This is a genomic window from Variovorax paradoxus (assembly GCF_000834655.1).
Lineage (GTDB): Bacteria > Pseudomonadota > Gammaproteobacteria > Burkholderiales > Burkholderiaceae_C > Variovorax > Variovorax paradoxus_F.
In genome coordinates this window covers 1-23,122 of sequence record NZ_JXQQ01000032.1, presented here as the reverse complement: position 1 = coordinate 23,122, position 23,122 = coordinate 1, and the positions used below count along the sequence as shown (strand labels likewise).

The window sequence follows — 23,122 nt, the reverse complement described above, 5'->3', positions numbered from 1 at the left end:
GCGCCGGGGCAGTCTCGTCGCCGCCTCAAAAGGGGTATGCGAACGGCTCATTCGAGGGGGTGCGATGTCGCCACCGGTTGCGTAGATTCGGGGCGTGCAAAGACTCTTTTCCTCGTTCGCCCACGGCGCCCCCGGGGCAGGCCTGCTGCTGATGCGGGTGACAGCCAGTACGTGCCTGACCCTCTATGCCACCGGAGCCCTTTTCTCGGACGCAACCACCGCGTCCACGGGTTTCGCCCTGCTCTCGCTCGCGGCGGCCTTGCTTCTGCTCGCCGGGCTGTGGACGCCCGTGGCGGGCGTGCTGGCGGCCATTGCGGCGGGGTGGCACGGCATCGCCCTCCCCCTGGATGTGCGCGCCGATGCGCTCCTGGGCATGCTGTGCATCGCGCTCGTGTTGCTCGGCCCCGGCGCGTGGTCGGCGGATGCGCGGCTTTTCGGATGGAAACGTCTGGAAATCCAGAACGGCTCGGGCTCGGACAGCACGCCCGGACCCGGTGGCGGCGGTTCGCCGCCTGTCTGAGGCATATCGGATGCCCTTGTGCGCCAGAGGAGGCTGGCGGGCTGGGCGGCCCCCGTAGCGACCGGGGCTTCCGAGGCATCAGAGGCGACCCCGCCCGCAGCGATCAGGTCGCTCGGGTTCCTTGCGCGGCGCGGGCTTGCTGCCATTCCGCCAGCAGGGCCTGCATCAGGCGTGCGGCAGGCATTTCTCGCGCGAGGGGCGCGGCCTGGCCGGCCCAGTGCACCGCGAAGTCGTCGATCCCGCGCTTCGAAGCCCATGCGTTCAACTGCTTGGTCGCGTCGTATGCCACGGGGTAGTCGGCCGGTAACGGACTGCCGAGGGCTCCCCCGTGTTCGAAGAGACGATTGACGATCCCGCGTGCGGGTCGTCCCGAAAGCACGGCCGTGAGCGCGGTGACCGCGGCCCGCTCGCTCTTGAGGTTGGCACGATAGGCCGCGTTGGCGGCCGACTCGGGGCAAAGGATGAAAGCCGTGCCCAACTGCACGCCGGCGGCACCCACGTCCATCGCGGCCTGGATGCCCTGGCCGTCCATGATGCCGCCCGCCGCCACGACGGGCCGACGAGACTCGCGCGAGATGAGCCGCACCAGCACCGACATGCTGAGTCCCGCATCCGCCGCCGACGGGTCGAACATGCCGCGATGCCCTCCCGCCTCGACGCCTTGCGCCACGATCACGTCCACTCCTGCCGACTCGACCGCCACGGCTTCCTGCAAGCTGGTGGCCGTGGCCATGGTGAGAATGCCCGCCCCTCGCAGGGCGTCCAGTTGCGCGGCGGTCGGCAGGCCGAAATGAAAGCTCACCACGGCCGGGCGCTCGGCAACCAGCACCGCGAGCATCTCGTCGTCCGCCAGGAACGACCTGTAGATTTCCTCGAGCACCGCAGGCGGCTCGCCACCGGTCTCTGCGAACAACGGCGCCAGGTGACGCAGCCACGCCTGCTCGCGCGCGACATCGCGCACGGCGGGCGCATGGCAGAACACGTTGACGTTGAACGGGCGCGCCGTGAGCGCCCGTGTTTCCTGAATGGCGGCGCGGGCCTGCGCGGGTGTGCTGGCACCGATGCCGATGGAACCGAGGCCTCCCGCGTTCGACACTTCGGCAGCGAGCCGCGGCGTCGAGACGCCCGCCATCGGCGCCTGGACGATCGGGTTGGCAAGGCCGAGCAAGGTGGTGAAGTGATTTTCTGTGTTCATGGCGTTTGAAGGTTGTGATGTTGTTCGGCATGGCGGCTCTCTGCCCAGCGGGCCAAGGCAGCACATCGCGGCCACCGAATCGTGTACCGCTGCGCGCAGTCGCTCATCGTTTCAACCTGTGCAGCGCTTGCGCCCGGGTCACGGCGCGATGGCCGTCTTGCGCCGGCGGCTCGCCGCCAGATCGACGGCCAGAGCGGCCAGGATCGCGACGGTGCCGATGGCGAACAGCAGCGCGTAGGCATGCCCGCTGACATCGAAGATGAAAGACAGCGCATAGGCCGCTACCGCCTGGCACAACGCGAAGCCGACCGTCGCCTTGGTCCAGGCCGCGCTCTGCTGCGCGGGGTGATGCGCCAGGATCTCGTGCAGGCGACCCAGCACCAGCGGCACCGTTCCGGTGACGAACGCGCCGACGATCACGCTCGATGCGGCCAGCCACACGGGGCCGAGGTCGAACGCGGGAATCGCCACGCCGATGGTCTCGATCGCCAGCGCGATGCGAAGCGCCCGCGCGCTGCCCACGCGGTCCGCGAGCGCGCCGGCAACGATGGGGCCGACAGTGGCGCCGATGCCGAACAGCACCCAGTACTGCCCGCCGACCGCCAGCCCCCTGCCCTGCCCGCGCGCCACGTAGTCCACGAGGAAAATCATGTGCGGCACCCAGCCGGCTGCATTCAGCGCGTACTCGGCATACAGCGCGCGCAGGGTGCCCGTGGGCGGCGCATCGCGGTGGGACACCGGCGCCTTCGCGGGGGCGGCCTCGCGCGGCCAACCGGCCCACGCGATGGCCGTCAGCAGCAGCGAGAGCACGCCCAGCCCCATCCACACCTCGCGCAAGCCCAGTTGCAAGAGCAAGGGAACCAGCGTTCCCGATGCCGCAATGCCGACACCGATGCCCATGAAGATGACGCCGCCCGCCAGCCCCCGGCGCGACGGCGGCACATGCGGCAGCACGGCCGGCGCCGCCAGCACCATCAGCGCGCCGCCGGCAAGACCCGAGAGAAATCGCCACGCGAAGAACCAGGCGAACGAGACCGGGCAGGCACAGGCGAAGAAGGCCGCGGTGGCCAGCAGCATCATCGCCCGGAGCTTGGTCGCAGCAGGAATGCTTGCTGCCACCGGGCGCGCCGCCAGCGCACCGGCCAGATAGCCCGCAAGGTTCGCCGCGCCCAGGTATGCGGCGTTCGACGGGTCGAACCAGTGCGCGCTCACGATGGCGGGCAGCAGCGGCGTGTAGGCGAAACGCGCCAGCCCGATACCCACGAGACTCGCGCAAAACCCTGCTGCGATGGCGCGCCACGTGTTCACCGCAGCGCTGCCCGTGGGGACGCTGGAGGCTGCGAGCTTGCTCATCTCAATGTCCTGGAAGTGGGTGAAGGAACGAAAGCTTAGGCAAAATAGGCAATCTGCAGAACTGAAACTTTTCGATAGCGGCTATCTGCAATTGCGATATCAATGAACCGGCAACCAGCGAGCGCACACCATGAACGTCGCGGATCTCCAGACCTTCGAAGCCGTCGCCCGGCACGGCAGCATGAACAAGGCCGCGTCCGAGCTGAACACCGTGCAGTCCAACGTCACCACCCGCATCCGGGCGCTGGAAGACGAGCTGGGCATGGCGCTTTTCCAGCGCCACGCACGCGGCGTCACCACCACTCCCGCGGGCCAGCGCGTGCTGCCCTTCGTCGGCAGGATCGCCAGGCTGATGGCCGAGGTGAAATCGGCCGCGCTGGATGACGGCCGGCCGAGCGGTTCGCTTTCGCTGGGCAGCCTGGAGACGACGATGGCCATCCGCCTGTCGCCGCTGCTGGCCATGTTCTCCGGCAAGTACCCGGAGGTGCAGCTGGTCGTGACGCCGGGCACCACCTCGAACCTCGTGCGCGAGGTGCTGGAGAGCCGGCTCGAAGGGGCCTTCGTTGCAGGGCCCGTCAGCCATCCCGATCTGCACCAGGAGCCGATGTTCACCGAAGACATGGTGCTGGTGACCAGCCCCGCGATCGGTTCGCTCAAGGCGCTCAAGGAAGTCGCCGGCCTCAAGACCATCACCTTCCAGCTCGGCTGCTCGTACCGCCAGCGCCTCGAGTCGTTCCTGGCCGATGCCGGCATCGTGGTGGCGCGGCGCCTGGAGTTCGGCTCGCTGGACGCCATCGTCAACTGCGTGGCGGCCGGCATCGGCGTGACGCTGCTGCCCCGGAGCGTCGTCCAGGCGGCTGCGAAAGCCGGCCGCGTGACGATGCTGGGCCTGCCGCGTGCGGAGGCGAAGGTCCAGACCCTCTTCGTGCGACGCCGCGACAGCTACGTGTCGAGCGCCCTCCTCGCCTTTCTCGAGACGACGCGGCGCCACCACGCGCCGCGGCCTGCGGGAAAGCGTCCGCGAGCCGGCTGACACCTTCCGCTCACTTCCCATAGTTGGCCGTTGCACGGCCCAGGTGCTTCTCGACATCGCCCGGCGTCTGCAGGCCCTTGTCGATCAACGCTTTCAGGCGCGCCTGCGTGGCGGGCCGGCCCACCGAGGCGATGAACGCATCCCAGATCGGCTGCATCTCGGCCTCGGGCGGCAAGCTCGCCACATCGACCAGCCGCTTGGTGTCGACGATGGCTTGCCGCTCGAAGGAGGCGATGCGCATGGCCAGCGCTTCGACGAAGCCATCCAGCTGTGCGTCCGGCAAGGCGCGGTTGACGTACCCGTAGCGCTCCGCCAGCTCGCCCGAGATGTCGTCCGAGCCGATGAGGATCTCGATGGCACGGCCGCGACCGGTCAGGCGCGGCAGCCGACTCTGTGGCCCGCCGCCTGCGACCAGTCCGGCACCCACTTCCCATTGCGACAGCACCGCTTTCTCGCGGCTCGCAAAGCGCATGTCGGTCGCCAGCACCAGCTCGCTGCCGATGCCCGTGGCGCGCCCGCGGATGGAAGAAATGGTGACGATGGGCAGGCGGCTCAGTCGCACCATGAAGTCGGGCACCGGGTGCATGCCGGTCGGCCCGGGCTTCATGCCGGTCGATTCTTCAAGCGGCGTCAGCAGGTCGTAGTGCGCGGAGAAGTAGCCAGGCACCGCGCTGTCGAACACGACGACCTTCACCTGTTGGTCGGCCTCGATCTGCTCCAGGATCTTCACCAGTTCGCGAACCTCCGCCGGACCGATGATGTTGAGCGGCGGATTCGATAGCGTCACCTTCCAGTAGGCCGGGGTCTTGCGGGTCAGCACGATCCTGGCCTTGTCGGCGGGCGCGGCGATGGCCCGGTCGTCCGCGGACCTGGGAGCCGCCTGCGCGAAAGCGGTCGGGCCCAGCGTCAGCGAAGCGAGGGCCAAGGCGAAGGCGACCATTCGGGACATCGATTGTTTGAAATTCATGAAGCGCTCCTGTGAATGAATGAGAGATGCGGTCGAACGAGGAAAGGAACCTGCGGGCCATGCACGCCGCTTCACCACTTGCCCGTGCTCATGCCGCCGTCGACGGGGAGCACGACGCCGGTGGTGTAGCCGGCGTCGCTCAGGTAGAGCACCGCATCGACGATGTCCTGCGGCTGGCCAAGGCGGCCGGCGGGTTGCAGCGTCGAGAGAAAGCCGTGCGCGTCGCTGTTGTGCAGTGGCGTGTCGATGACCCCGGGCGCCACCGCGTTGACCTGCACGTTGTGCGGCGCAAGCTCCAGGGCCAGTGCGCGGGTCGCCTGGTTCAGGCCGCCCTTGATCAGGATGGGCAGCAATGCGGGCGCCGCCGCATTCGACTGCAGCGCGATGCTGGCCGTGATGGTCACGATCCGCCCGTGCTTCTGCGCCGTCATGTGGCGCGCCGCTTCCTGCGTCACGTAGAGGAAGCCCTTGAGATTGGTGGCGATCAGGGCGTCGATGTCCTCGGTGCCATAGGCCGTAAAGGGTTTCGGCAGGAAGGTACCGGCGTTGTTGATGAGGACATCGACGCTGCCGAATCGCGCAATTGCCTGGGCGAACAGCCGCTCGGCCGTGGCGGGCTCGGCGATGTCTCCGGGCACCGCGAAAAAGTTCTCGGGCCAATCCAGTTGTTCGGCCGCGGCCTGCAGCCGTTCGATGGTTCGGGCGTTGCCCACGACGTTGTCGCCGCGCTGAAGAAAGCCCTGTGCAATCGCGAAGCCAAGGCCGCTCGAAGCGCCGGTGACGATCACGGTCCTGGTGACGGGTGAAATCATTTCGTTCTTTCGTTGGAGGGGGTATGAGAATCCGCACGGCGAGGGATCAGGCTCGCGCCACATGCGGCGGTGCACGAAACGGTGCCGCATCGATGGCTAGCCGAACGAGAAGGAAAACGCCTCCGCGCCGGGCGCAAGAAACTCGATCTCGAACAGCCGCTCGCCGACGGGGCCGGACTGGCGGACCAGCTGGTACATGCGTTGGTAGTCGATGGTTCCGTAGCCCTCGGCGTCGGTATCGACGCCGTGCGCATCGCCCGGCGGCATGCCGTCGACGAGAACGCGGAACCGAATGGCGGTTCCGCGAACGGCCGGCCCCATGACCAGGTGCAGATCGCGCGCATGGAATCGGTAGACGATGCGGCCCTTGGCGGTGTGGGCGACGGCGGACTCCGGATTCACCGTCCAGTCGCCGGCGAGTGCCCAGTGATTCGCGGCCAGGCGCGACGGCGTGCCATAGACCTGGCGCCGGCCCGGTGCGAGCCCGCCGGGAGACTCGAAACGCTGCGTGCGTCCGTAGCCCACGTAGTTCTCCGGCGACTTCAGGTTGGCCCAGTCCGCGTCGGCCTCGGCACCCCGGGCGTCGACCGAGACGAGATCGGTGCCTGCACCGGACGCTCCGGCCTCGGCCAGCAATTGCTGGATGAACCGCTCGGACGCGTCGTACCCGCCTTCGCCGAACCGATGGTTTCGCACCCGCCCCTTTGCATCGATGAAATACAGCGCCGGCCAGTACGCATTGCCGAACGCGCTCCAGATGCGGTGGTCGCTGTCGATGGCGATCGGATAGTCCACGCCGATGTCCTTCGCGGCCCTGCGAACGTTGTCGGCGTCCTTCTCGAACGCGAACTCCGGCGAATGCACGCCGACGACGACCAGCCCCTTGTCCTTGTACTTGCGGGACCAGGCGCGCACATACGGAAGCTCGCGCCGCCAGTTGATGCACGAGTAGGTCCAGAAGTCGATGAGGACGACCTTGCCGCGCAGGCTCTCCATCGTGAGCGGCGGCGAGTTGATCCATCCGTTCGCTTCTTCCAGCGACCGCAAGGGGCTGGGGGCGAGGAGGCCTGAAGCGAACGACACCATCGTCGGCGTCATCGCCGGCGGCGCCGCGCTTCCACCCGCAACGGCAATCATCGACGTGCAGACCACGCCAGCCAGCAGCAGTGCGAAAGACAGATCCAGGTTTTTCAAGATGAACTCCTCGGGCCATCGCGTGCGCATTCGAAGAGTTCTCTCGACGCGATGCGCACCTGCCGGCCTCGCAAGGATTCAAGCAGCGGCCCGGCTGCAAATCCATTGGACGATGGTGTCGACCGCGAGCGCGGCGGCTACACCTTGGTCCAATGGCTGGCATCTGGTTTTTCCGATGTGATGGCCACTGCGGCTCCACCTGGAACGCGCCCGCTCACGTCGAGCATCACTGGAGATACTTGGATGTCATTCACTCAAGAAGTCGTTGCGCGGCTCGCGCAACGCGGCCATCGATTGCCCACCGACCTGCCGATGCCGCTGGGGCACTACGTGCCGTTCCGTCTTCGGGACGGCCTGGGGTTCCTCGCAGGCCAGGTCCCCGGCTACGGCCCGGGTTCGCTGCCCGGGCGCGTGGGCCAGGAGCTGAGCTTCGACCAGGGGCGCACGGCGGCGGTCATGGCCGCGCTCAACGCGCTGGGCCGGCTGCATGAGGCGCTCGGCGGCTTCGATCGACTCGAAGGCCTGCTCCATGTCTCGGGGCACGTCGCATCGAGCGACGGCTTCTGGGACCAGGCCGAAGTGCTCGACGGGGCATCGGAGCTCTTCACCTTCGCCCTGGGCGAGCGAGGCGTCCATACGCGCGCGGCCTTCGCTGCGCAGCGACTGCCCAAGAACCTCAGCATCGAGCTTGAGATCAGCTTCGGCTATCGCGACCGGGTCGTGGGTGCCGGCTGAGTCAACCAAGTTGCCGCAGCGCGCCGATGCGTGCGCGCTGCGGCAACCGGTCAGCGCAGCGACCTGAACGCCGCGCGGATCTCCGCGCTGAAGAGCGCCGGCTGCTCCCATGCCGCGAAGTGCCCGCCCTTGTCGACTTCGTTGAAGTAGATGAGGTTGTGATAGCTGCGCTCGACCCAGCTGCGCGGCGCGCGATAGATCTCGCCCGGAAACACGGTCACCGCGGCCGGCAGCGAGATGCTCACTGCGTTGAAGTTGTTGGCGTTGTTTTCCCAATAGAGCTGGGCGGCCGAGGTCGCGGTCCTGGTGACCCAGTAGAGCGTGATGTCGTCGAGCATCTCGTCGCGGGTGAAGGCCTTGTCGGCATCGCCGCCGCTATAGCTCCATTCGCCGAACTTGTCGTAGAAGAAAGCCGCCAGGCCCGCGGGCGAATCCTCCAGGGCGTAGCCCAGCGTCTGCGGCCGCGTCACCATCATGGCCGCATAGCCGGCGCCCTTCTTGTACAGGTGGTCCATCGCGTCGAACGCGGCCTTCTCCTTGGCCGAGAGGCCGGGCGGCGCGGGATCTCCGTTGTTGAGGGCCTTGGCCACGTCGGGCGGCACGGTCGCAGGCATGTTGACGTGGATGCCCAGCAGGCCCTCGGGCGCCTGCCGAGCCATCTTGTCGGCCACGACCGAACCCCAATCGCCGCCCTGCGACACGTAGCGCTTGTAGCCCAGCCGCTTCATCAGCACGTCCCACGCGCGCCCGATGCGCTCCGGTCCCCAGCCCGGGCTCCTGGGCTTGCCCGAAAAGCCGTAGCCAGGCATCGAGGGCACCACGAGATGAAAGGCATCTTCGGCGCTCCCGCCATGAGCCGTGGGGTCGGTGAGCGGGCCGATGACCTTGAGCATCTCCATCACCGAGCCGGGCCAGCCGTGCGTCATGACCAGCGGCAACGCATTGGCGTGGCGCGAGCGCACGTGCACGAACTGGATGTCCAGGCCGTCGATCTCGGTGATGAACTGCGGCAGCGCATTGAGCTTCTTCTCCACCGTGCGCCAGTCGTACCGGGTGCCCCAGTACTGCACGAGCGGCTTGATCTTTTCCAGCCGCACGCCCTGCGAGAGATCGTCCACCGTCTCGCGCTCGGGCCATCGCGTGGCTTGCACCCGGCGGCGCAGGTCGACCAGCACTGCCTCGGGAACGGCGATACGGAACGGCCGGATCGCGGCGTTGCCTGTCGGTGCCGGCCCGGGGACGGCCTCCTGCGCGAACACGGTTCCGGAGAGCGCGCCGAGGCCGGCGACGCCTGCGGCGGCAGCAGCGGCGGAGGCCGCGACGAAGTGGCGCCGGGTCGGGCGCGCGGATGCTGAAGACATGATCGTTGTCCTTCCTTGAGGGGGTGTTCGGTCGGGTTTGCGCTCGGCGGCCAACGCGGGGCCGGCAGCGCGAAGCGATCAAACCAGAAGGCCCACGGCGCTTCCATTGCACGTTGGTGTCGTCCATACGTTGGTGTTGCCCATACCTTCGTCCAATGGCTGCGCACCGGCGGCTCTGTTGTCATTGCCCGTCGGCGCCAAAGGCGTCAAGCGCCACGCGCGGCGTGCCAGGCGCAAGAGCCGCCGCGTCGTTCAACCCCACTTCACGGAGTTCAAGATGAGCAGAGCCCAGAGCAGTCCACAAGCGATCCGCACCGCGGACAACGGCATGGTCGAGATGAAGCTCGAGGTCGTCGTGCTGCCGGTGACCGATGTCGATCGCGCCCGGCGTTTCTACGAAGACCTCGGATGGCGCCTCGATGCCGACTTCGCCAACGGCGACGACCTGCGCGTGGTGCAGTTCACGCCGCCGGGCTCGCCGTGCTCGGTGATATTCGGCAAGAACGTCACCTCGGCCGTGCCCGGATCGGTCCGCGACCTGATGCTCGTCGTGCACGACATCGAGGTGGCACGCGCGCAGCTCATCGACCGGGGCGCTGCCGTCGGCGAGGTGTTCCACGACGCGGGCGGCGTCTTCCACCACGCCGGAACGGCCGGCCGCGTGCCGGGCCGCGACCCGCAGGGGCGCTCCTACTGCTCGTGGGCCTCGTTCAGCGACCCCGACGGCAACGGCTGGATGCTGCAGGAAATCACGACGCGGCTTCCGGGTCGGGTGTGACGTCCGCAGCGCGATCGGGAGCTCCTGCCATGAACGTCGCGACGCTCACGCAACTGCTCAAGGAGGCCGAGCACCACCACGGCTTCTACGAAGCGACCGCACCCGCCCATCACTGGTCCGACTGGTATGCCGCCTTCATCGCCGCCCGGCAAGACGGGCGCACGGTGGACGAAGCGAAGAGCGCCGCGGCGCTTCACATGAAAGAGGTTCTTCAATGACACAAGCTGCACAGATCAGGGTCACCCGCCATACGCCTGCGTACTGGACGGCCACCTTCGACCATCCGCCCGTCAATGTGATCGGGCCGCCCACCATCCTGGAGCTCGACGCGCTGATCTCGCAATTGGAGACCGATGCCTCCGTCCGCGTGGTGGTCTTCGACAGCGCGAACCCCGAGTTCTTCATTGCGCACTACGACATGTTCGTCGACAAGGCGATCACCAGCGCCATGACGCCCGGCCGCTCCGGCATGCACCCCTGGCTGGACGTGCTCACCCGGCTGACGCGCGTCCCGGTCGCCACGATCGCCTGCATCCGGGGCCGCGCACGCGGTGCGGGAAGCGAATTTGCACTGGCCTGCGACATGCGCTTCGCGAGCCGCGAGAAGGCAGTGCTCGGCCAGTTCGAAGTCGGCGTCGGCGCAGTTCCCGGCGGCGGCCCCATGGCCCGCCTGCCGCAGCTGATGGGCCGCGGCCGGGCGCTGGAGGTCCTGCTGGGTGCCGACGATTTCGGGGGCGAACTCGCCGAGCGCTACGGCTACGTGAACAGGGCCCTGCCGGACGGCGATTTGCTGCCCTTCGTGGATGCGTTCGCGCGGCGGCTCGCGGGCTTCGAGAAGGCCGCGATCACCGAGACCAAGGCCTTCGTCGACCAGGCGAGCCTGCCGCCCGACGATGTCTTTCCCCCCGCGCTGCTGGCTTTCTACGCCTCGGTCGCGCGGCCCGAGACCCGCGCCAGGTCGCTCGCACTGGCCGCCAAGGGCCTGCAGACGATGTCCGACACCGAACTTCGGCTCGGGCACCACGTGGCCGGCTACGTGGCGCCGGCCGAGCGCACCCCACCCAACCCCACACCCACCCCCTGATCTCAAGGAGCACCCGATGTCTGTCCCCTTCAACCTGCCTCGCCGATCGTTCATCGAAACCGCGGCGGTCGGCCTGGCCGCCGCGCAACTGGGCATGGCCACGCCCGCCTTCGCCCAGGCGGCCAGCGCGCGCCGTACCGCATCCCCCAAGCGCCTGGAGCCGCTCAAGAGCATCGACGCCGGCGTGCTCAACGTCGGCTACTTCGAGACCGGTCCCGCCCAGGGCACACCGGTGATCCTGCTGCACGGATGGCCCTACGACATTCACACGTACGCCGACGTGGCGCCGCTGCTGGGCGCGGCGGGCTACCGCGTGATCGTTCCGCACCTGCGCGGCTACGGAACCACGCGATTCCTTTCCGCTGATGCCGTGCGCAACGGCCAGCAGGCGGCCATCGCCGTGGACATCGTCGCCCTGATGGACGCGCTCAAGATCGACAAGGCCATCGTCGGCGGATGCGACTGGGGCGCGCGAACGGCCTGCATCATGGCCGCGCTTTGGCCTGCGCGGGTGAGCGCGCTGGTGTCGGTCAGCGGCTACCTCATCGGCAGCCAGGAGTCCGGCAAGATCCCGCTGCCGCCGCAGGCCGAGCTCCAGTGGTGGTACCAGTACTACTTCGCCACGGAGCGCGGCCGCGCGGGCTACGACAAGAACCGCAATGCCTTCGCCAGGCTGATCTGGGAGCTGGCTTCGCCCAAGTGGGCTTTCGACACGCCGACGTTCGAGCGCAGCGCACTGGCGTTCGACAACCCCGACCACGTGAGCATCGTGGTGCACAACTACCGCTGGCGGCTCGGCCTGGCCGAGGGCGAAGCGAAGTACGCAGAGCTCGAGGCCCAGCTCGCGCGGGCACCGGCCATCTCGGTGCCCACCATCACGCTGGAAGGCGATGCCAATGGCGCGCCCCACCCCGAGCCGAGCGCCTATGCCAGGAAGTTCACGGGGCCCTACGCACACCGGACGCTCAAGGGCGGCATCGGGCACAACCTGCCGCAGGAAGCACCCGAAGCCTTCGCGACGGCGGTGATGGATTCGGTCCGGCTCTGAGGCCCTGACCTCTGGAGCCCGCGGGGCCGGCACGGCCCCGCCCTTCAAAACGCGATCGTCGTCTTCAGCCCGGCCACCCACGCATTCCTGTTCGCGGAGGTGCCGCCGGGATGCATGACGTATTGCAGGTTGGGACGAACCTGCAGCCCCGGCACCGGCGCCCAGTTGTAGTAGAGCTCGGCCGCGTATTCGTTGCCGCCGCCCGCGATCTCCTTGTGGCCCGTGCGCGCGTTGTTCTCGCGCACGAAATCTGCTCGCCGGCGGTTGCTGTGCGTGGCGCCGACGGCGAAGCCGATCGCATCGGCGGAGCGGCCGAAAGGCCCCTTGTAGATCACGCCGAGCGTGAACTGGCGGTCGAGCGCCGATGTCCTGCGATCGGCCATCGCGGCATTGAAGAACACCGTGGCGCCACGCCCCTCGGATGTGCCCGTGACCTGCTGCTGAAAGCTCAGGTAGGCCCCGTACCTGCCGCTGTGCATCAGCGGCTCGCCGCCCGTCATGCCGCGCGGCCTGCGATGGGTGTCCTCATACAGGTCCGCGCCCCTGGAGCTGTCGTACCACCCGCCCACCTTGTAGGAACCGGGGCGTCCGCCGAGCACAGGCTGCCATCCGAACTCCACCGGCACCAGCGCACCGGTGGTGCCGCTCGGGTTATCGAGCTTCCAGCCGCTGCGGCGCGCATAGGCGTCGTCGATGTATCGCGGGTTGACCTGGTAGACGCCCAGCTGCACATAGGCCTCCCGCGTCGCCTGGTACTTCACACGCGCGGCCCACTGGCTGGTGGGCCAGTTGACCCAGTAGCTGCCGACCAGGTTGCCTGGCTGCGAGCCGCAGAAGCTCAGGTTCTGGAACTCGCACGAAAAGGTGGCGAAGTCCTCCCCCACCGTCAGCCGGCCGAGCTTGATCTGCAGGCGCCCGTCGAGCAGTTGCTGGTTCAGCCACAACTGCGTGAGGTGCCAGGTCTGGCCGCGACCGTAGATCTCCTGCAGCAGCATGCTGTTGCCGATTCGTGCGTCGGCGCCGAGGTTGCGGCCGTTGCGGTCGGTGACCGTGGCTTGCAGGGTTGCGCCCTTCCACCCCCAGAGCTTCTGGGCGTCGGCAGTGGCCTGGAACAGCCACTGGTCGGCGTAGCGCGTGAGCCTGTCCGTGCCGCCGCTGAAGTTGTGCGCCACCTGGCTGCCGTAGCCGAAGTTGAACGCCAGGCCGCGCTCTTCCAGCCGCGTTCGAAGGCCGCCCCAGTCACCCAGCAAGTAGGGGCTGGGCGCTGTCTCGTCGGCATGCGCGCCGCTGGTTGCAAGGCAGAGCAAGAAAACGGCGGCTGGCAATGCGCCGCGCATGTCGCGGGGCTGTGTCGGTTGGGTCAAGGTCCCGTCTCCTTCCCCGATGCCGGGGCGCTGTCCGTGAACTGCGAAATGCGAAATGCGAAATGCGAGGCTCGCGAAGGACTAGACCAGAGGGCTCGGCTCCCAGCCATTGCACGATGGTATGGACGCCGCCTGCGGCGGATGGGAGTCGACACCATCGTCCAATCGACCCGGGCCCGGGCGTCTGGTGTGATCCTTTCCTGTCCAGAGAAAAGGATTTCTCGATGAGCGCCGAATCACCGCGGGCATGGGGCCCGAACATCGCGACCCATGCCACCACCCGCTATCGCACCGTGGAGGTGGAGGGCCTGAAGATCTTCTATCGGGAGGCCGGCGCCGCGGATGCGCCCACACTCCTGCTGCTGCACGGGTTTCCTTCGTCGTCGCGAATGTTCGACGCGTTGATTCCGCTGCTGGCGAGCGACTACCACCTGGTTGCGCCGGACTACCCGGGCTTCGGCCAGAGCGACGCTCCGCCCGCCTCGGACTTCGACTACACCTTCGACCATCTGGCCCACATCGTCGACCGGTTCACCGACGCCCTGGGGCTGACCGGCTACTTTCTCTGCCTGCAGGACTACGGCGGACCGATCGGATTTCGCCATGCCCTGCGCCGGCCCGAGCGCATACGCGGGCTGATCATCCAGAACGCGGTCGCGCATGAAGAGGGACTGGGCCCGATGTGGGTGGCGCGTCGAGCCTTCTGGCGCGATCGGCAGGCGCACGAGGCCACCGTGCTGGCCGCATTCACTTCGCTGGAGGGTGCAAGGCTTCGCCATGTGGGCTCCAGCCCCAACCCCGAGCGCTACAACCCCGACACTTGGCTCGACGAGTTCGCCATGCTGTCTCGCCCGGGCCAGGAACGCATCCAGTCCGACCTGTTCTACGACTACCGCACCAACGTCGCGTCGTATCCGACCTGGCAGGCATGGCTGAGCGAACACCGGCCGCCGACGCTGGTCCTCTGGGGGCGCTTCGATCCCTCGTTCGCCGTGGACGGCGCGACGGCCTATGCCCGCCAGTTGCCCGACGCGGAAATCCACCTGCTCGATGCCGGCCACTTCGTCCTGGACGAGGCGGCCGACGAGGTTGCCGTCCGCATGCGGCGCTTCCTCGATGCCCGCCGCCCGGCCGGCGCTCCACACACCCACAACCGGAGAAGTCCATGAACCACTGCCCGCCCCCTCGTCTGAACGTTCTGGTCAGGCATCCCGATCCCATCGTGCGTGCCGGCTTGCTGGCCGCGCTGCGCGCGAATGCGAGCCAGGATATTTCAGTGCACGAAGCGAGCGACCGGTCGCCGAACGGCGAGCCGACCATCGACGTGGTGGTCACGGACTACGACAACGCGATGCAACTGTCCGACCCCGGCACGCGCAAGGCACAGGGCGGCCTCGCCGACGCGCGGATCCTGGCCGTGACCGCCAACGATCGCGAGGCGGACATCCGGCGCGCCATCCAGGCCGGCATCCACGGCTACCTCCTGCTGGGCGGCACGCTGGACGAGTTCGTCGACGGCGTGCGCAAGGTGGGCCGCGGCGCCAGGTGCCTGTGCCCGGTGGTGGCCGAGCGCATTGCCGAAAGCCTTGCCGGCGACGCGCTGACGACGCGCGAGCATGAGGTCCTGCAGTTGGTCATCACGGGTCAGTCCAACAAGGTCATCGCCAGGCAACTCACCATCGAGCTGGGGACGGTCAAGTCGCACATGCGCGCGATCATGACCAAGCTCGGTGCGACCTCGCGCACACAGGCAGCCGGTATTGCATTGAGCCGCGGCCTGGTGGACGAGTTCAGGCCCGCTCACATGGCGACGTTTGCGTCGCGGCCGCGCGCGATCGAGGCGGGGCGCCAGTTCGCCTGATCGGCCGGACGCTCCCCCGGGCTTCTACGTCGATTGCGCCGAGCCCGCGCGCACGGGGAGCTTCCAGTCGGGTCGCACGAAGTGGCAGGTGTAGCCGTTCGGAATGCGCTCCAGGTAGTCCTGGTGCTCGGGCTCGGCTTCCCAGAAGGGACCTGCCGCAGCGACCTCGGTGACGACCTTGCCCGGCCACAGGCCCGAAGCGTTCACGTCGGCGATCGTGTCTTCGGCCACGCGCTTTTGCGCCTCGCTCGTGTAGAAGATGGCCGAGCGGTAGCTGAGCCCCACGTCGTTGCCCTGGCGGTTTGCCGTCGTGGGGTCGTGGATCTGGAAGAAGAACTCCAGCAGTTTGCGGTAGCTGATCTGCTCGGGGTCGAACACGATCTCGATGGCTTCGGCGTGCGTGCCGTGCCGCCGGTAGGTGGCATTGGCGACGTCACCGCCCGAGTAACCCACGCGCGTGGAAACCACGCCGTCGAATCGACGGATCAGGTCTTGCATGCCCCAGAAGCAACCGCCGGCAAGAATGGCTTTTTCGTGATTCATCGAACGTCCTCCACCTGGTCAAGATACGCGCCATAGCCCTCGGCGGCCATGTCGTCGCGATGGATGAAGCGCAAGGAGGCGGAGTTGATGCAGTAGCGCAGGCCCCCGCGGTCCGCGGGGCCGTCGGGAAACACGTGGCCCAGGTGGCTGTCGCCATGCGTGGAGCGCACTTCGGTGCGCACCATGCCATGCGTGGTGTCGCGCAGTTCGTTCACGTGGGCCGGCTCGATGGGCTTGGTGAAGCTGGGCCATCCGCAGCCCGACTCGTACTTGTCGGACGATGCGAACAACGGCTCGCCGGAGACGATGTCGACGTAGATGCCCGGCTCCTTGTTCTCCAGGTATTCGCCGGTTCCGGGGCGTTCGGTTGCGCTTTGCTGCGTCACGAGGAATTGCTCTCTCGTCAATGCGGCAACGGCTTCGGGTGTCTTTCGGTAGTCGGGCATGCAGCTTTCTCCTGTGAAGGACCGCTTGGGTCGGCGTGAGTCGAAGATATTGGGATCTTCGGGCAAATCGCAAGCGTGTCATCGCCGGGCGTGAGGACGCGAGGCTGTGCCATCGGACCGATGCCCGGCTGCGACTTCAACCTGATTCATCGCGCACCCCCGAAAAATAGACTTCGATGAGCGGTCGGCCGGGCGCAATCTGCGCGGCCTTTTTCTACCGCCGGCATCTTCCACCTGCAGCCACTTACCGAGGCCATTCACATGAGCAAGATTCTGTTGGTTCTGACATCTCACAACATCCTTGGCAGCACCGGGCGCCCGACCGGCTTCTGGCTCGAGGAGTTCACGGCGCCCTACTACATCTTTCACGACGCGGGCGAGACGATCACCGTGGCGTCCCCGAAGGGCGGACAGCCGCCGATTGACCCCAAGAGCGACGAGCCGGCGAGCCAGACGGACACCATGACGCGCTTCAAGGGCGACGCGGCCACCCAGGCCGTGCTGGCCTCCACGGTCAAGCTCTCGGACATGAAGGCCGAGGATTTCGACGCCATCTTCTATTCGGGCGGTCACGGGCCGATGTGGGACCTGGCGGAAGACCCGGTGTCGATCGCACTCATCGAATCCTTCTACAACGCCGGCAAGCCGGTGGCGGCCGTGTGCCACGCACCGGGCGTGCTGCGCCACGTCAAGTACAAGGGCGAGCCGCTCGTCAAGGGCAAGCGCGTCACGGGGTTCACCAACACCGAGGAAGAAGAAGTGCAGCTCACCAAGGTGGTGCCCTTTCTCGTCGAGGACGAGCTCAAGCGGCTGGGCGGGCGCTACGAGAAGCTGGACAACTGGCAGCCGTTCGCCATCACCGACGGCCACCTGATCACCGGACAGAACCCCGCCTCCTCGACGCCGACGGCACACGCGCTGCGCAAGCTCCTGGCGTGAGGCGAAGTGGCCGGCGGGCTCAATCGCCGGCCACCGCCAGCACGTCTGCCGCAACGCTCGCGCCCGGCGTCGGAAACAAGGGGAGCACTTCCGACGCCAGCTCCTGCATCAGCTCGATGTAGGGCCTGCGGCTGACCTTGGGGTTCATGGCCAGGTGCGAGATACCCGCCTCTTTCGCCGCCTGCAGGTAGTCAGACAGTGCGCCGCTGCCCACGCGAATGCCGCCCTGGATGCGCACCAGCGGATGGGCGCGGTCTTCCACCAGGTCCACGAAACCGCCGATGCCCAAGGGCTTGAACGCGGCCTGCCCGGCGGCCGCTGTCTGCGCATGCCATTCGTCCACCACGGCCCGAAGGTCCGGCCGCAGCGGAATCGTCGAGATGAAGCCATCCATGTTCGCCGCGATCCACGCGACGCTCTGCTGGGCCTTGCCGACCGCGATGGCGGGTGTGCGGCCCGCGGGCGGCTTGGGCACCAGGTCCAGTCCGCCCTCGGCATGGCCGAAGCGCGCCGAGTCGAACACCGGAAAGCATTGCTCGCTGACCGCGCGATACACCGAGAAGGCGTCGCGCAATCGCTCTCCCCGCGTCTTCATGTCGATGCCGAACAGCGGATAGTCCGAGGGGCGGTCCCCGGACGACAGGCCCAGCAGCATGCGGCCACGGCTCAACTGGTCGATGGTGGTGACCTGCTTGGCCAGCAAGAGCGGCTCTCGCAGCGGGAGCACGATGCCGGCCGTTCCGAGGGCGATCGACGTCGTGTGCGCTGCCAGCCAGGCGATGTACGTGAGCGGCTCGAAGATCTGGCCGACGTCGCCGTAGTCCGGGTCGTAGAACGGGATGTCGCGCATCCATAGCGACGCGAAGCCCAGGGCCTCCGCGGTCTGCGCCATCGCCAGATGGTCCTTCATCGTCGGTGCGGCGCGAAAGGGATGCGTCTCCAGCGGAAGGATCAGTCCGACCGTCAGTGCCGCGGGCGCAAAGCACCGGGCGAAGGCGGCGTGGGCGGACAGGTCGATGTGGGCGTTCTGCGGCATTCAGATCACCTTGGAGGCGAGTTCGCCGAGGCTTTCGCCCAGCACCCGGTTGAAGGCCGGAAAGGGATGGATCACGTCGGCGAGCGCCTTCAGCGGAATGCCCAGCTTGATCGCGAGCACCAGTTCGCCGATGCCTTCGCCGGCACGCGGGCTGACCCACGTCGCGCCGACGAGCACGCCGCGCGAGCGATCGCCGACCAGCTTGAGCATGCCGCCGCGAAAGTCATGGATGTAGCCTCGCGCGGTCTCGCCCGGGTCGGCGTGCGCGGTCACCACATCGATGCCCTGCGCACGCGCCGCGGCTTCCGAAAGCCCGATCGACGCGACCTCGGGATCGGTGAACGTCACGCGGGGAACTGCCGAGTGGTCCGCCCTGGCGTCCACGCCCAGCAGCCGGCGCGCCACGATCTGTCCGTGGTAGTGGGCCAGATGGGTGAAGCCGCCGAGTCCCGTGACATCGCCCGCGCCGAACACACCGGGCCGGGCCTCCAGCGTCGCGGGGTCCACCTGCAGCCATCCTCGCTGCGTCTGCGCCAGGCCCGCGTGCCGCCACGCCTCGGAGTTGGCCCTTCGTCCCGTGGCCACCAGCAGGCGATCGGCCAGCACCGACGCGCCCGACTTCAGGTGCACGACTGCAGCCGCGACATGCCCGGGAGGCCGGCCGAACGCCGCGCGCGACTGCGCCTCGACCGCCACGCAGGGGTCGCCGACCATCACCTGTATTCCGTCGGCCTCCAGGTGCGGCCGCAGCGCCTGGCCGGCTTCCGGTTCCTCGTGGCCGAGGAACGCGGCGCCGGCCTCGATCACCGTCACCTTGCAGCCCAGGCGCGCGTAGGCCTGGGCGAGCTCGATGCCGATGGGTCCGCCGCCGAGGATGGCCAGCGAATCGGGCAGCTCGTTCAAGAGCGCGGCCTGGCGATGGGTCCAGTATTCGACCGTGTCCAGGCCTGGTATCGACGGGATGGCCGCGGTGCCACCGTTGGCAACGACCACCGCGCGCCTGGCGACCAGGCGCTCCGCGCCGATCGTTACCGTGCGCAGGTCCGCGAGCCGCCCCTCCCCTCGCAGCAATGTCGCACCGGTCGCCTCGAGCGCCGCGGCAGGCCGGGTGTCGTCGAGATTGCGCGCCATCCAGAGCACGCGCTCGCGGACCTTGTGCGCATCGACGGTCCAGTCGACGCGAGAGGCCGCGAGGCGGCGCGCCCGGTCGGCCTCGCTCAGGGTTTCGCCCGAACGAAGAAAGGTCTTGGAAGGAATGCATCCCCAATACGGGCATTCGCCCCCGACCAGCTCCCGCTCGACCACCGCGAGCGTCAGGCCGCTGCCGCGAAGGCCGGCCGCGATCGCCTCGCCGGCGACACCGGCGCCCAGGCACACCACATCGAATTCTCGGGTCATCTTCATGGCCTCCTTGAGCCGCCGGCTGCGGCGGCATTTGCAACATCGCTCCGGCCCTCGGGCGGAAGCGCTCCACGGTGCACGCGTACCTGCACCTGCTTGAAAGATGGCGTGCCGCCGCACGAAGCGCTCCCGGGCATCGAACGCCTACATCCCGCGCTGCGGGACCGGGATGCGCACCGTGCGGGTCGCCAGATGCACCTCGCGAAGAAAGAGCGCAAGGCCTACCACCAGCGCCATCGTGGCGGACATGAAGACGATGCTCAGCACCCAGCTGAGCGCGATCTGCAGCAGCACCTCGAGGAACAGCGCCGCGATCACCGTGCACACGAGCAATGCGGCCAGCGTGATGGCGGTGATGGCCGAGCTGGCCAGGTGCCGCCGGCACTCCAGGCTCAGAAGCTCGGCATGCACCGCGTCGCCGTATTGAGGCTGGTGCGCAATCGGGCCTTCGGTGAGCTGCCGTCCCCGGTCGATGATGCGGGCCAGGCGCGCCGCCATGACGTTGAGGATCGCGCCGATGCCGGTCAGCAGAAAGACCGGCGCGAGGGCCAGCTGGATGGCATGTGCCACGTTGTCGGAGTTCACGGCGTGCCTGCGCATGGGTCGGGACGGTGGTTGCGGTGCATGCCGCCAGCATCCGGCGGCCCAGCCCGCGACACATCCGCCGAAAGCGACAGGGGCTCCTCCACCGAACGCCGGATGCCGTGCTCGCTGCGGCTGCGAACAATGGATTTCCCCCTCTTTCCTTTACCTCCACTCACTGCCGCACCATGCAAAACAACCCACAGTCCCAGCCCGAACGCGCGCCGACCCTGCAAGCCTTCGGAACCCTCGTCCCGGTGCGCCTGGGACTGGCCGACGAGGTGCGCCATCGCAGCGTCGCCGCCCTGAACCGCCTGCTCGCCCACACCACCGCCCTGCGCGACCTGTACAAGAAGGCGCATTGGCAGGCGTCCGGCCCGAGCTTCTATGAACTGCACCTGCTCTACGACAAGCACAGCGCCGAGCAGGAGGCGACGATGGATGCCATTGCCGAACGGATCCAGGCGCTGGGCGGCGTGGCGCGTGCGCTCGCGCACGACGTCGTCGAGGAGACCCGCCTGGCGCGGGCGCCGAGCGGCATCGAGGGCACCGTCGACCAGTTGCGCCGGCTGGTCGATGCGCATGAATTCATCCTGCTCGAAGCCCGTCCGCTGTCGCGCGAGGCCGCGGCGGCCGGCGACGAAGGCACCAACGACCTGATCGTCGGCCAGGTCGTGCGGGGCAACGAACTGCAGAGCTGGTTCATCCTGCGCCATCTCACGGCCCAACAGAAAGGCGCGTGAGGCTGGCCTGGGTAGGCGTCAGGCGCGCCCGTGAGCGACGGGCGCGCCTGGCCGCCTAGGCCGACTGCAGCGAAGAGATCGACGCGACGATCTGCTCGGTGGTCACGATGGCGCTCGCGTAGTTGGGCATGTTGACCTCGAGCGCGGCGTGCATCTGCTCGTCGGTGTAGCTGGCGGTCGCGTCCCTCACCACCGTCACCTCGTAGCCGTTCTCCGCGGCGTAGCGCACCGTCGCCTCCACGCAGGTGTGGGCCACCATGCCGACGACGATGAGCTTGTGGATGCCGTGCTTGTTCAGCTGCAACTCCAGGTCGGTGTTGGCGAAGCCGCTCGAGCACCAATGCTCCTGCGCCACGATTTCGCCGGGCAGCGGCGCGAACTCGTTGCGGATCTCGCCGCCCCATGTGCCGAATTCGAAGCTCCTGCGCCGCCAGGCGGCACGCTGGATCGGCGCGACGTACTTCCAGGTCTCGTAGTCGCCGGGGCGGTACCGATGGTGCATCGCGTAGAAGACGCGAAGCTGCGCCTTTCGGGCCGCCTCCAGCACCTGCAGCATGTGCGGGATGCAGCCGTTGGCCTCCGCAACGCCCTTGACGCGGTCCCAGATCTTGCCGCCTTCGGAGATGAAGTCGTTGTAAGGATCGATCATGAGCAAGCCCGTGATCTCCTTTTCGTAGGTGAGCGTTTCCATGGTCGCTTGCTTCTTTCCGGTATTGCTCAGGTCGCGCGGCTGAGCGCGTGACGCTCGATGCTCGCGGCGAAGCAAGGCGTTTCCTGGCGGTTGTGCGCTTCCGAGATGGGCCGGCGATTGGCCTTGAAGACATCGCGTGGAATCCCCTGCTGCGCGATCATGGTCAGCAGCTCGGGGGTGAACGAACTGTGGACCGTGTTGGTGAATTCGCAGGTCCTGGCATCGATCTTCTTGACGCTCAGGTCCCAGATCACGCCCACCTTGGTGCGGCCCGTGGGCGTGAAGATGTCCGAGTTCGACACGAGCCGAAGGTGGTCGGGCCGCCCGATCTCCTCGACGTAGTGCTGCACCATCACGCTGCCCCCCAGGATCTCGACATTGATCGACATCCGGCGGCCGTCCTCGGTCGTGGTCGTGCCGCAGGCGTTGTGCGCTGGCGAGGCCTTCTGATACTCGAACTCGGGGAGCGAGAAGCACCAGTCGGTGATGTCCACCTTCTCGATCGGCGCGTTGATGATGGCTGAAAAGCTCGATTGCACGAGCGTGTTGTCGTCTTCCATTTGACTGATCCTTTCGGTTGATTCGCAGCACGGGATGTGTTCTGCGATTCGATCGAGCGTAGGTGTCGTCTGCAGCGTCTCCATCACGCCATGGCGCTAGCGAAGGATCGGTCCGAAGACCTAGGCCCTTCAGTGCCGGATTCGGGTTTTCGGCAGCGGCGCGATCTCCAAGACTTGTCCCACTTCTTGGAGAACCGAACATGGAACAGCAAACATCCGACATGGCCTGCAGCCGCGATGCCTACGAAGGCGTCTTCGCGCTGGTCGACGTGTACTTTCAAAGCATCTACACAGGCAATGCCGAGGCGCTTCGATCGACTTTCGATCCGAAATGCCGGCTCTTCGCGGACGTCGACGGAAGCCGCTACGAAAAATCGGTCGACGAGTACGTGCAGGGCGTTGCGAACCGCAAATCGCCTCGCGGCCTGGGCGAGCCGTTCCGGATGCAGGCCATCGGCGTGGAGGTGCTCGGGGCCATCGCATTGGTTCGCACGCGCCAGCTGATGCTCGGCTTCGACTACCGCGACTACCTCACGCTGGTGCGCCGCGACGGCCAGTGGCTGATCGCCAGCAAGACCTTCGTCAACGTCGCCTCGGCCGAGTCATCGGCCAGCCCGGCGCGCTGACGCTCCCTATCTCTCCGTCCCTTCAACACCCACCAACCCAGCAAGGAATCAGCATGTCGAAGAATATCGTCGTCGTTTACTACAGCGGCTTCGGCCACACCCAGAAGGTCGCCGAGGCGATCGCATCCTCGGCCGGAGCACAGCTCCTGCGGGTCGACGAGGCGGGCAACCTCCCGGCCGGCGGCTGGGAGCAGCTGGCCTCGGCCGATGCCATCGTCTTCGGATCGCCGACCTACATCGGCAGCGTCAG

General features: G+C 67.6%; 27 protein-coding genes. 13 read left to right on the top strand and 14 right to left on the bottom strand.

Translation table 11 applies throughout. From position 1 onward, the window contains the following. Positions 1-94: 94 nt before the first annotated feature. Positions 95-520: a hypothetical protein gene (locus RT97_RS15170; RefSeq protein ID WP_216595173.1), complete on the top strand. Its 426-nt coding sequence runs from the start codon at positions 95-97 to the stop codon at positions 518-520. 103 nt (positions 521-623) lie between these two features. Here RT97_RS15170 and RT97_RS15165 read toward each other — a convergent pair whose 3' ends face one another. Then, positions 624-1,715 (bottom strand): NAD(P)H-dependent flavin oxidoreductase, encoded by a 1,092-nt coding sequence (locus RT97_RS15165; RefSeq protein ID WP_042579622.1) that lies wholly within the window; start codon positions 1,713-1,715, stop codon positions 624-626. Positions 1,716-1,853: 138 nt separating this feature from the next. Next, positions 1,854-3,068, bottom strand: coding sequence for a YbfB/YjiJ family MFS transporter (locus tag RT97_RS15160; protein WP_042579621.1), 1,215 nt, complete (start codon positions 3,066-3,068; stop codon positions 1,854-1,856). Positions 3,069-3,198: 130 nt separating this feature from the next. Between RT97_RS15160 and RT97_RS15155 the strand changes: the two genes are divergently transcribed. Then, positions 3,199-4,101: a LysR family transcriptional regulator gene (locus tag RT97_RS15155; protein ID WP_042579620.1), complete on the top strand. Its 903-nt coding sequence runs from the start codon at positions 3,199-3,201 to the stop codon at positions 4,099-4,101. Positions 4,102-4,111: 10 nt separating this feature from the next. On the opposite strand, the gene RT97_RS15150 is transcribed toward RT97_RS15155, so the two are convergent. From RT97_RS15150 to RT97_RS15140, 3 genes are all read right to left on the bottom strand, one after another. Next, positions 4,112-5,068, bottom strand: coding sequence for an enoyl-CoA hydratase/isomerase family protein (locus RT97_RS15150; protein ID WP_080898305.1), 957 nt, complete (start codon positions 5,066-5,068; stop codon positions 4,112-4,114). A gap of 71 nt (positions 5,069-5,139) precedes the next feature. Further along, entirely contained in the window at positions 5,140-5,877 is a 738-nt protein-coding gene (locus RT97_RS15145) for an SDR family NAD(P)-dependent oxidoreductase (protein WP_216595176.1), read from the bottom strand. 99 nt (positions 5,878-5,976) lie between these two features. Next, positions 5,977-7,074: a thioredoxin family protein gene (locus RT97_RS15140; RefSeq protein WP_253278236.1), complete on the bottom strand. Its 1,098-nt coding sequence runs from the start codon at positions 7,072-7,074 to the stop codon at positions 5,977-5,979. 243 nt (positions 7,075-7,317) lie between these two features. Here RT97_RS15140 and RT97_RS32520 point away from each other — a divergent pair, with 243 nt between their 5' ends. Continuing rightward, positions 7,318-7,809: a RidA family protein gene (locus tag RT97_RS32520; protein WP_172672208.1), complete on the top strand. Its 492-nt coding sequence runs from the start codon at positions 7,318-7,320 to the stop codon at positions 7,807-7,809. A 50-nt stretch (positions 7,810-7,859) separates the two neighbouring features. Here RT97_RS32520 and RT97_RS15130 read toward each other — a convergent pair whose 3' ends face one another. Next, a complete protein-coding gene (locus tag RT97_RS15130; RefSeq protein ID WP_042579618.1) occupies positions 7,860-9,170 on the bottom strand; it encodes an epoxide hydrolase family protein in 1,311 nt (436 codons plus the stop codon). Positions 9,171-9,447: 277 nt separating this feature from the next. Here RT97_RS15130 and RT97_RS15125 point away from each other — a divergent pair, with 277 nt between their 5' ends. Genes RT97_RS15125 through RT97_RS15110 form a run of 4 tightly spaced genes read left to right on the top strand, consistent with a single transcriptional unit; the run spans position 9,448 to position 12,080 of the window. Next, positions 9,448-9,948, top strand: a complete 501-nt coding sequence (locus tag RT97_RS15125) for a VOC family protein (RefSeq protein WP_042579660.1) — start codon at positions 9,448-9,450, stop codon at positions 9,946-9,948. Between the two features lie 29 nt (positions 9,949-9,977). Then, positions 9,978-10,166: a hypothetical protein gene (locus RT97_RS15120; RefSeq protein ID WP_042579617.1), complete on the top strand. Its 189-nt coding sequence runs from the start codon at positions 9,978-9,980 to the stop codon at positions 10,164-10,166. Further along, positions 10,163-11,032: an enoyl-CoA hydratase/isomerase family protein gene (locus RT97_RS15115; protein ID WP_042579616.1), complete on the top strand. Its 870-nt coding sequence runs from the start codon at positions 10,163-10,165 to the stop codon at positions 11,030-11,032. Before RT97_RS15120 ends, RT97_RS15115 begins: the two co-directional genes overlap by 4 nt. A 16-nt stretch (positions 11,033-11,048) precedes the next feature. Continuing rightward, the gene (locus RT97_RS15110) at positions 11,049-12,080 is read left to right on the top strand and encodes an alpha/beta fold hydrolase (RefSeq protein ID WP_042579615.1); all 1,032 of its coding nucleotides are present in this window, start codon (positions 11,049-11,051) and stop codon (positions 12,078-12,080) included. 44 nt (positions 12,081-12,124) lie between these two features. Here RT97_RS15110 and RT97_RS15105 read toward each other — a convergent pair whose 3' ends face one another. Further along, positions 12,125-13,417 (bottom strand): carbohydrate porin, encoded by a 1,293-nt coding sequence (locus RT97_RS15105; protein WP_080898310.1) that lies wholly within the window; start codon positions 13,415-13,417, stop codon positions 12,125-12,127. Positions 13,418-13,668: 251 nt separating this feature from the next. Between RT97_RS15105 and RT97_RS15100 the strand changes: the two genes are divergently transcribed. Next, positions 13,669-14,613, top strand: coding sequence for an alpha/beta fold hydrolase (locus tag RT97_RS15100; RefSeq protein WP_042579613.1), 945 nt, complete (start codon positions 13,669-13,671; stop codon positions 14,611-14,613). After that, the gene (locus RT97_RS15095; RefSeq protein ID WP_042579612.1) at positions 14,610-15,305 is read left to right on the top strand and encodes a response regulator transcription factor; all 696 of its coding nucleotides are present in this window, start codon (positions 14,610-14,612) and stop codon (positions 15,303-15,305) included. Before RT97_RS15100 ends, RT97_RS15095 begins: the two co-directional genes overlap by 4 nt. Positions 15,306-15,329: 24 nt before the next feature. Here the strand turns inward: RT97_RS15095 and msrA are convergent, their stop codons facing one another. Together msrA and msrB are read right to left on the bottom strand one after the other, a co-directional pair. Continuing rightward, positions 15,330-15,848 (bottom strand): peptide-methionine (S)-S-oxide reductase MsrA, encoded by a 519-nt coding sequence (gene msrA, locus RT97_RS15090; RefSeq protein ID WP_042579611.1) that lies wholly within the window; start codon positions 15,846-15,848, stop codon positions 15,330-15,332. Beyond that, positions 15,845-16,294 carry a peptide-methionine (R)-S-oxide reductase MsrB gene (gene msrB / locus RT97_RS15085; protein WP_042579610.1) on the bottom strand — a complete coding sequence of 150 codons (450 nt, stop codon included), beginning with the start codon at positions 16,292-16,294 and terminating at the stop codon, positions 15,845-15,847. The genes msrA and msrB overlap by 4 nt, the downstream gene beginning before the upstream one ends. Before the next feature lie 261 nt (positions 16,295-16,555). Here msrB and RT97_RS15080 point away from each other — a divergent pair, with 261 nt between their 5' ends. Beyond that, positions 16,556-17,233 (top strand): type 1 glutamine amidotransferase domain-containing protein, encoded by a 678-nt coding sequence (locus RT97_RS15080; RefSeq protein ID WP_042579609.1) that lies wholly within the window; start codon positions 16,556-16,558, stop codon positions 17,231-17,233. 19 nt (positions 17,234-17,252) lie between these two features. On the opposite strand, the gene RT97_RS15075 is transcribed toward RT97_RS15080, so the two are convergent. The 3 genes from RT97_RS15075 to RT97_RS15065 all read right to left on the bottom strand — a co-directional run bounded on the left by RT97_RS15075 (position 17,253) and on the right by RT97_RS15065 (position 20,270). After that, positions 17,253-18,269: a TIGR03571 family LLM class oxidoreductase gene (locus tag RT97_RS15075; RefSeq protein ID WP_042579608.1), complete on the bottom strand. Its 1,017-nt coding sequence runs from the start codon at positions 18,267-18,269 to the stop codon at positions 17,253-17,255. Further along, positions 18,270-19,667, bottom strand: a complete 1,398-nt coding sequence (locus tag RT97_RS15070; RefSeq protein WP_042579659.1) for a dihydrolipoyl dehydrogenase family protein — start codon at positions 19,665-19,667, stop codon at positions 18,270-18,272. Positions 19,668-19,814: 147 nt separating this feature from the next. After that, positions 19,815-20,270: a DUF2721 domain-containing protein gene (locus RT97_RS15065; RefSeq protein ID WP_042579607.1), complete on the bottom strand. Its 456-nt coding sequence runs from the start codon at positions 20,268-20,270 to the stop codon at positions 19,815-19,817. A gap of 170 nt (positions 20,271-20,440) precedes the next feature. Here RT97_RS15065 and RT97_RS15060 point away from each other — a divergent pair, with 170 nt between their 5' ends. Then, positions 20,441-20,995 (top strand): Dps family protein, encoded by a 555-nt coding sequence (locus RT97_RS15060; protein WP_042579606.1) that lies wholly within the window; start codon positions 20,441-20,443, stop codon positions 20,993-20,995. A 55-nt stretch (positions 20,996-21,050) separates the two neighbouring features. Here RT97_RS15060 and RT97_RS15055 read toward each other — a convergent pair whose 3' ends face one another. Beyond that, positions 21,051-21,686 (bottom strand): cysteine hydrolase family protein, encoded by a 636-nt coding sequence (locus tag RT97_RS15055; protein WP_042579605.1) that lies wholly within the window; start codon positions 21,684-21,686, stop codon positions 21,051-21,053. Positions 21,687-21,712: 26 nt separating this feature from the next. Continuing rightward, on the bottom strand, positions 21,713-22,246 hold the full coding sequence (locus tag RT97_RS15050) for a hypothetical protein (protein WP_042579604.1): 534 nt from the start codon (positions 22,244-22,246) through the stop codon (positions 21,713-21,715). A gap of 200 nt (positions 22,247-22,446) precedes the next feature. Here RT97_RS15050 and RT97_RS15045 point away from each other — a divergent pair, with 200 nt between their 5' ends. Further along, a complete protein-coding gene (locus RT97_RS15045) occupies positions 22,447-22,872 on the top strand; it encodes a nuclear transport factor 2 family protein (protein WP_080898303.1) in 426 nt (141 codons plus the stop codon). Between the two features lie 53 nt (positions 22,873-22,925). Next, a partial coding sequence (locus RT97_RS15040) for a flavodoxin family protein (protein WP_042579602.1) occupies positions 22,926-23,122 on the top strand: 197 nt, incomplete at its 3' end.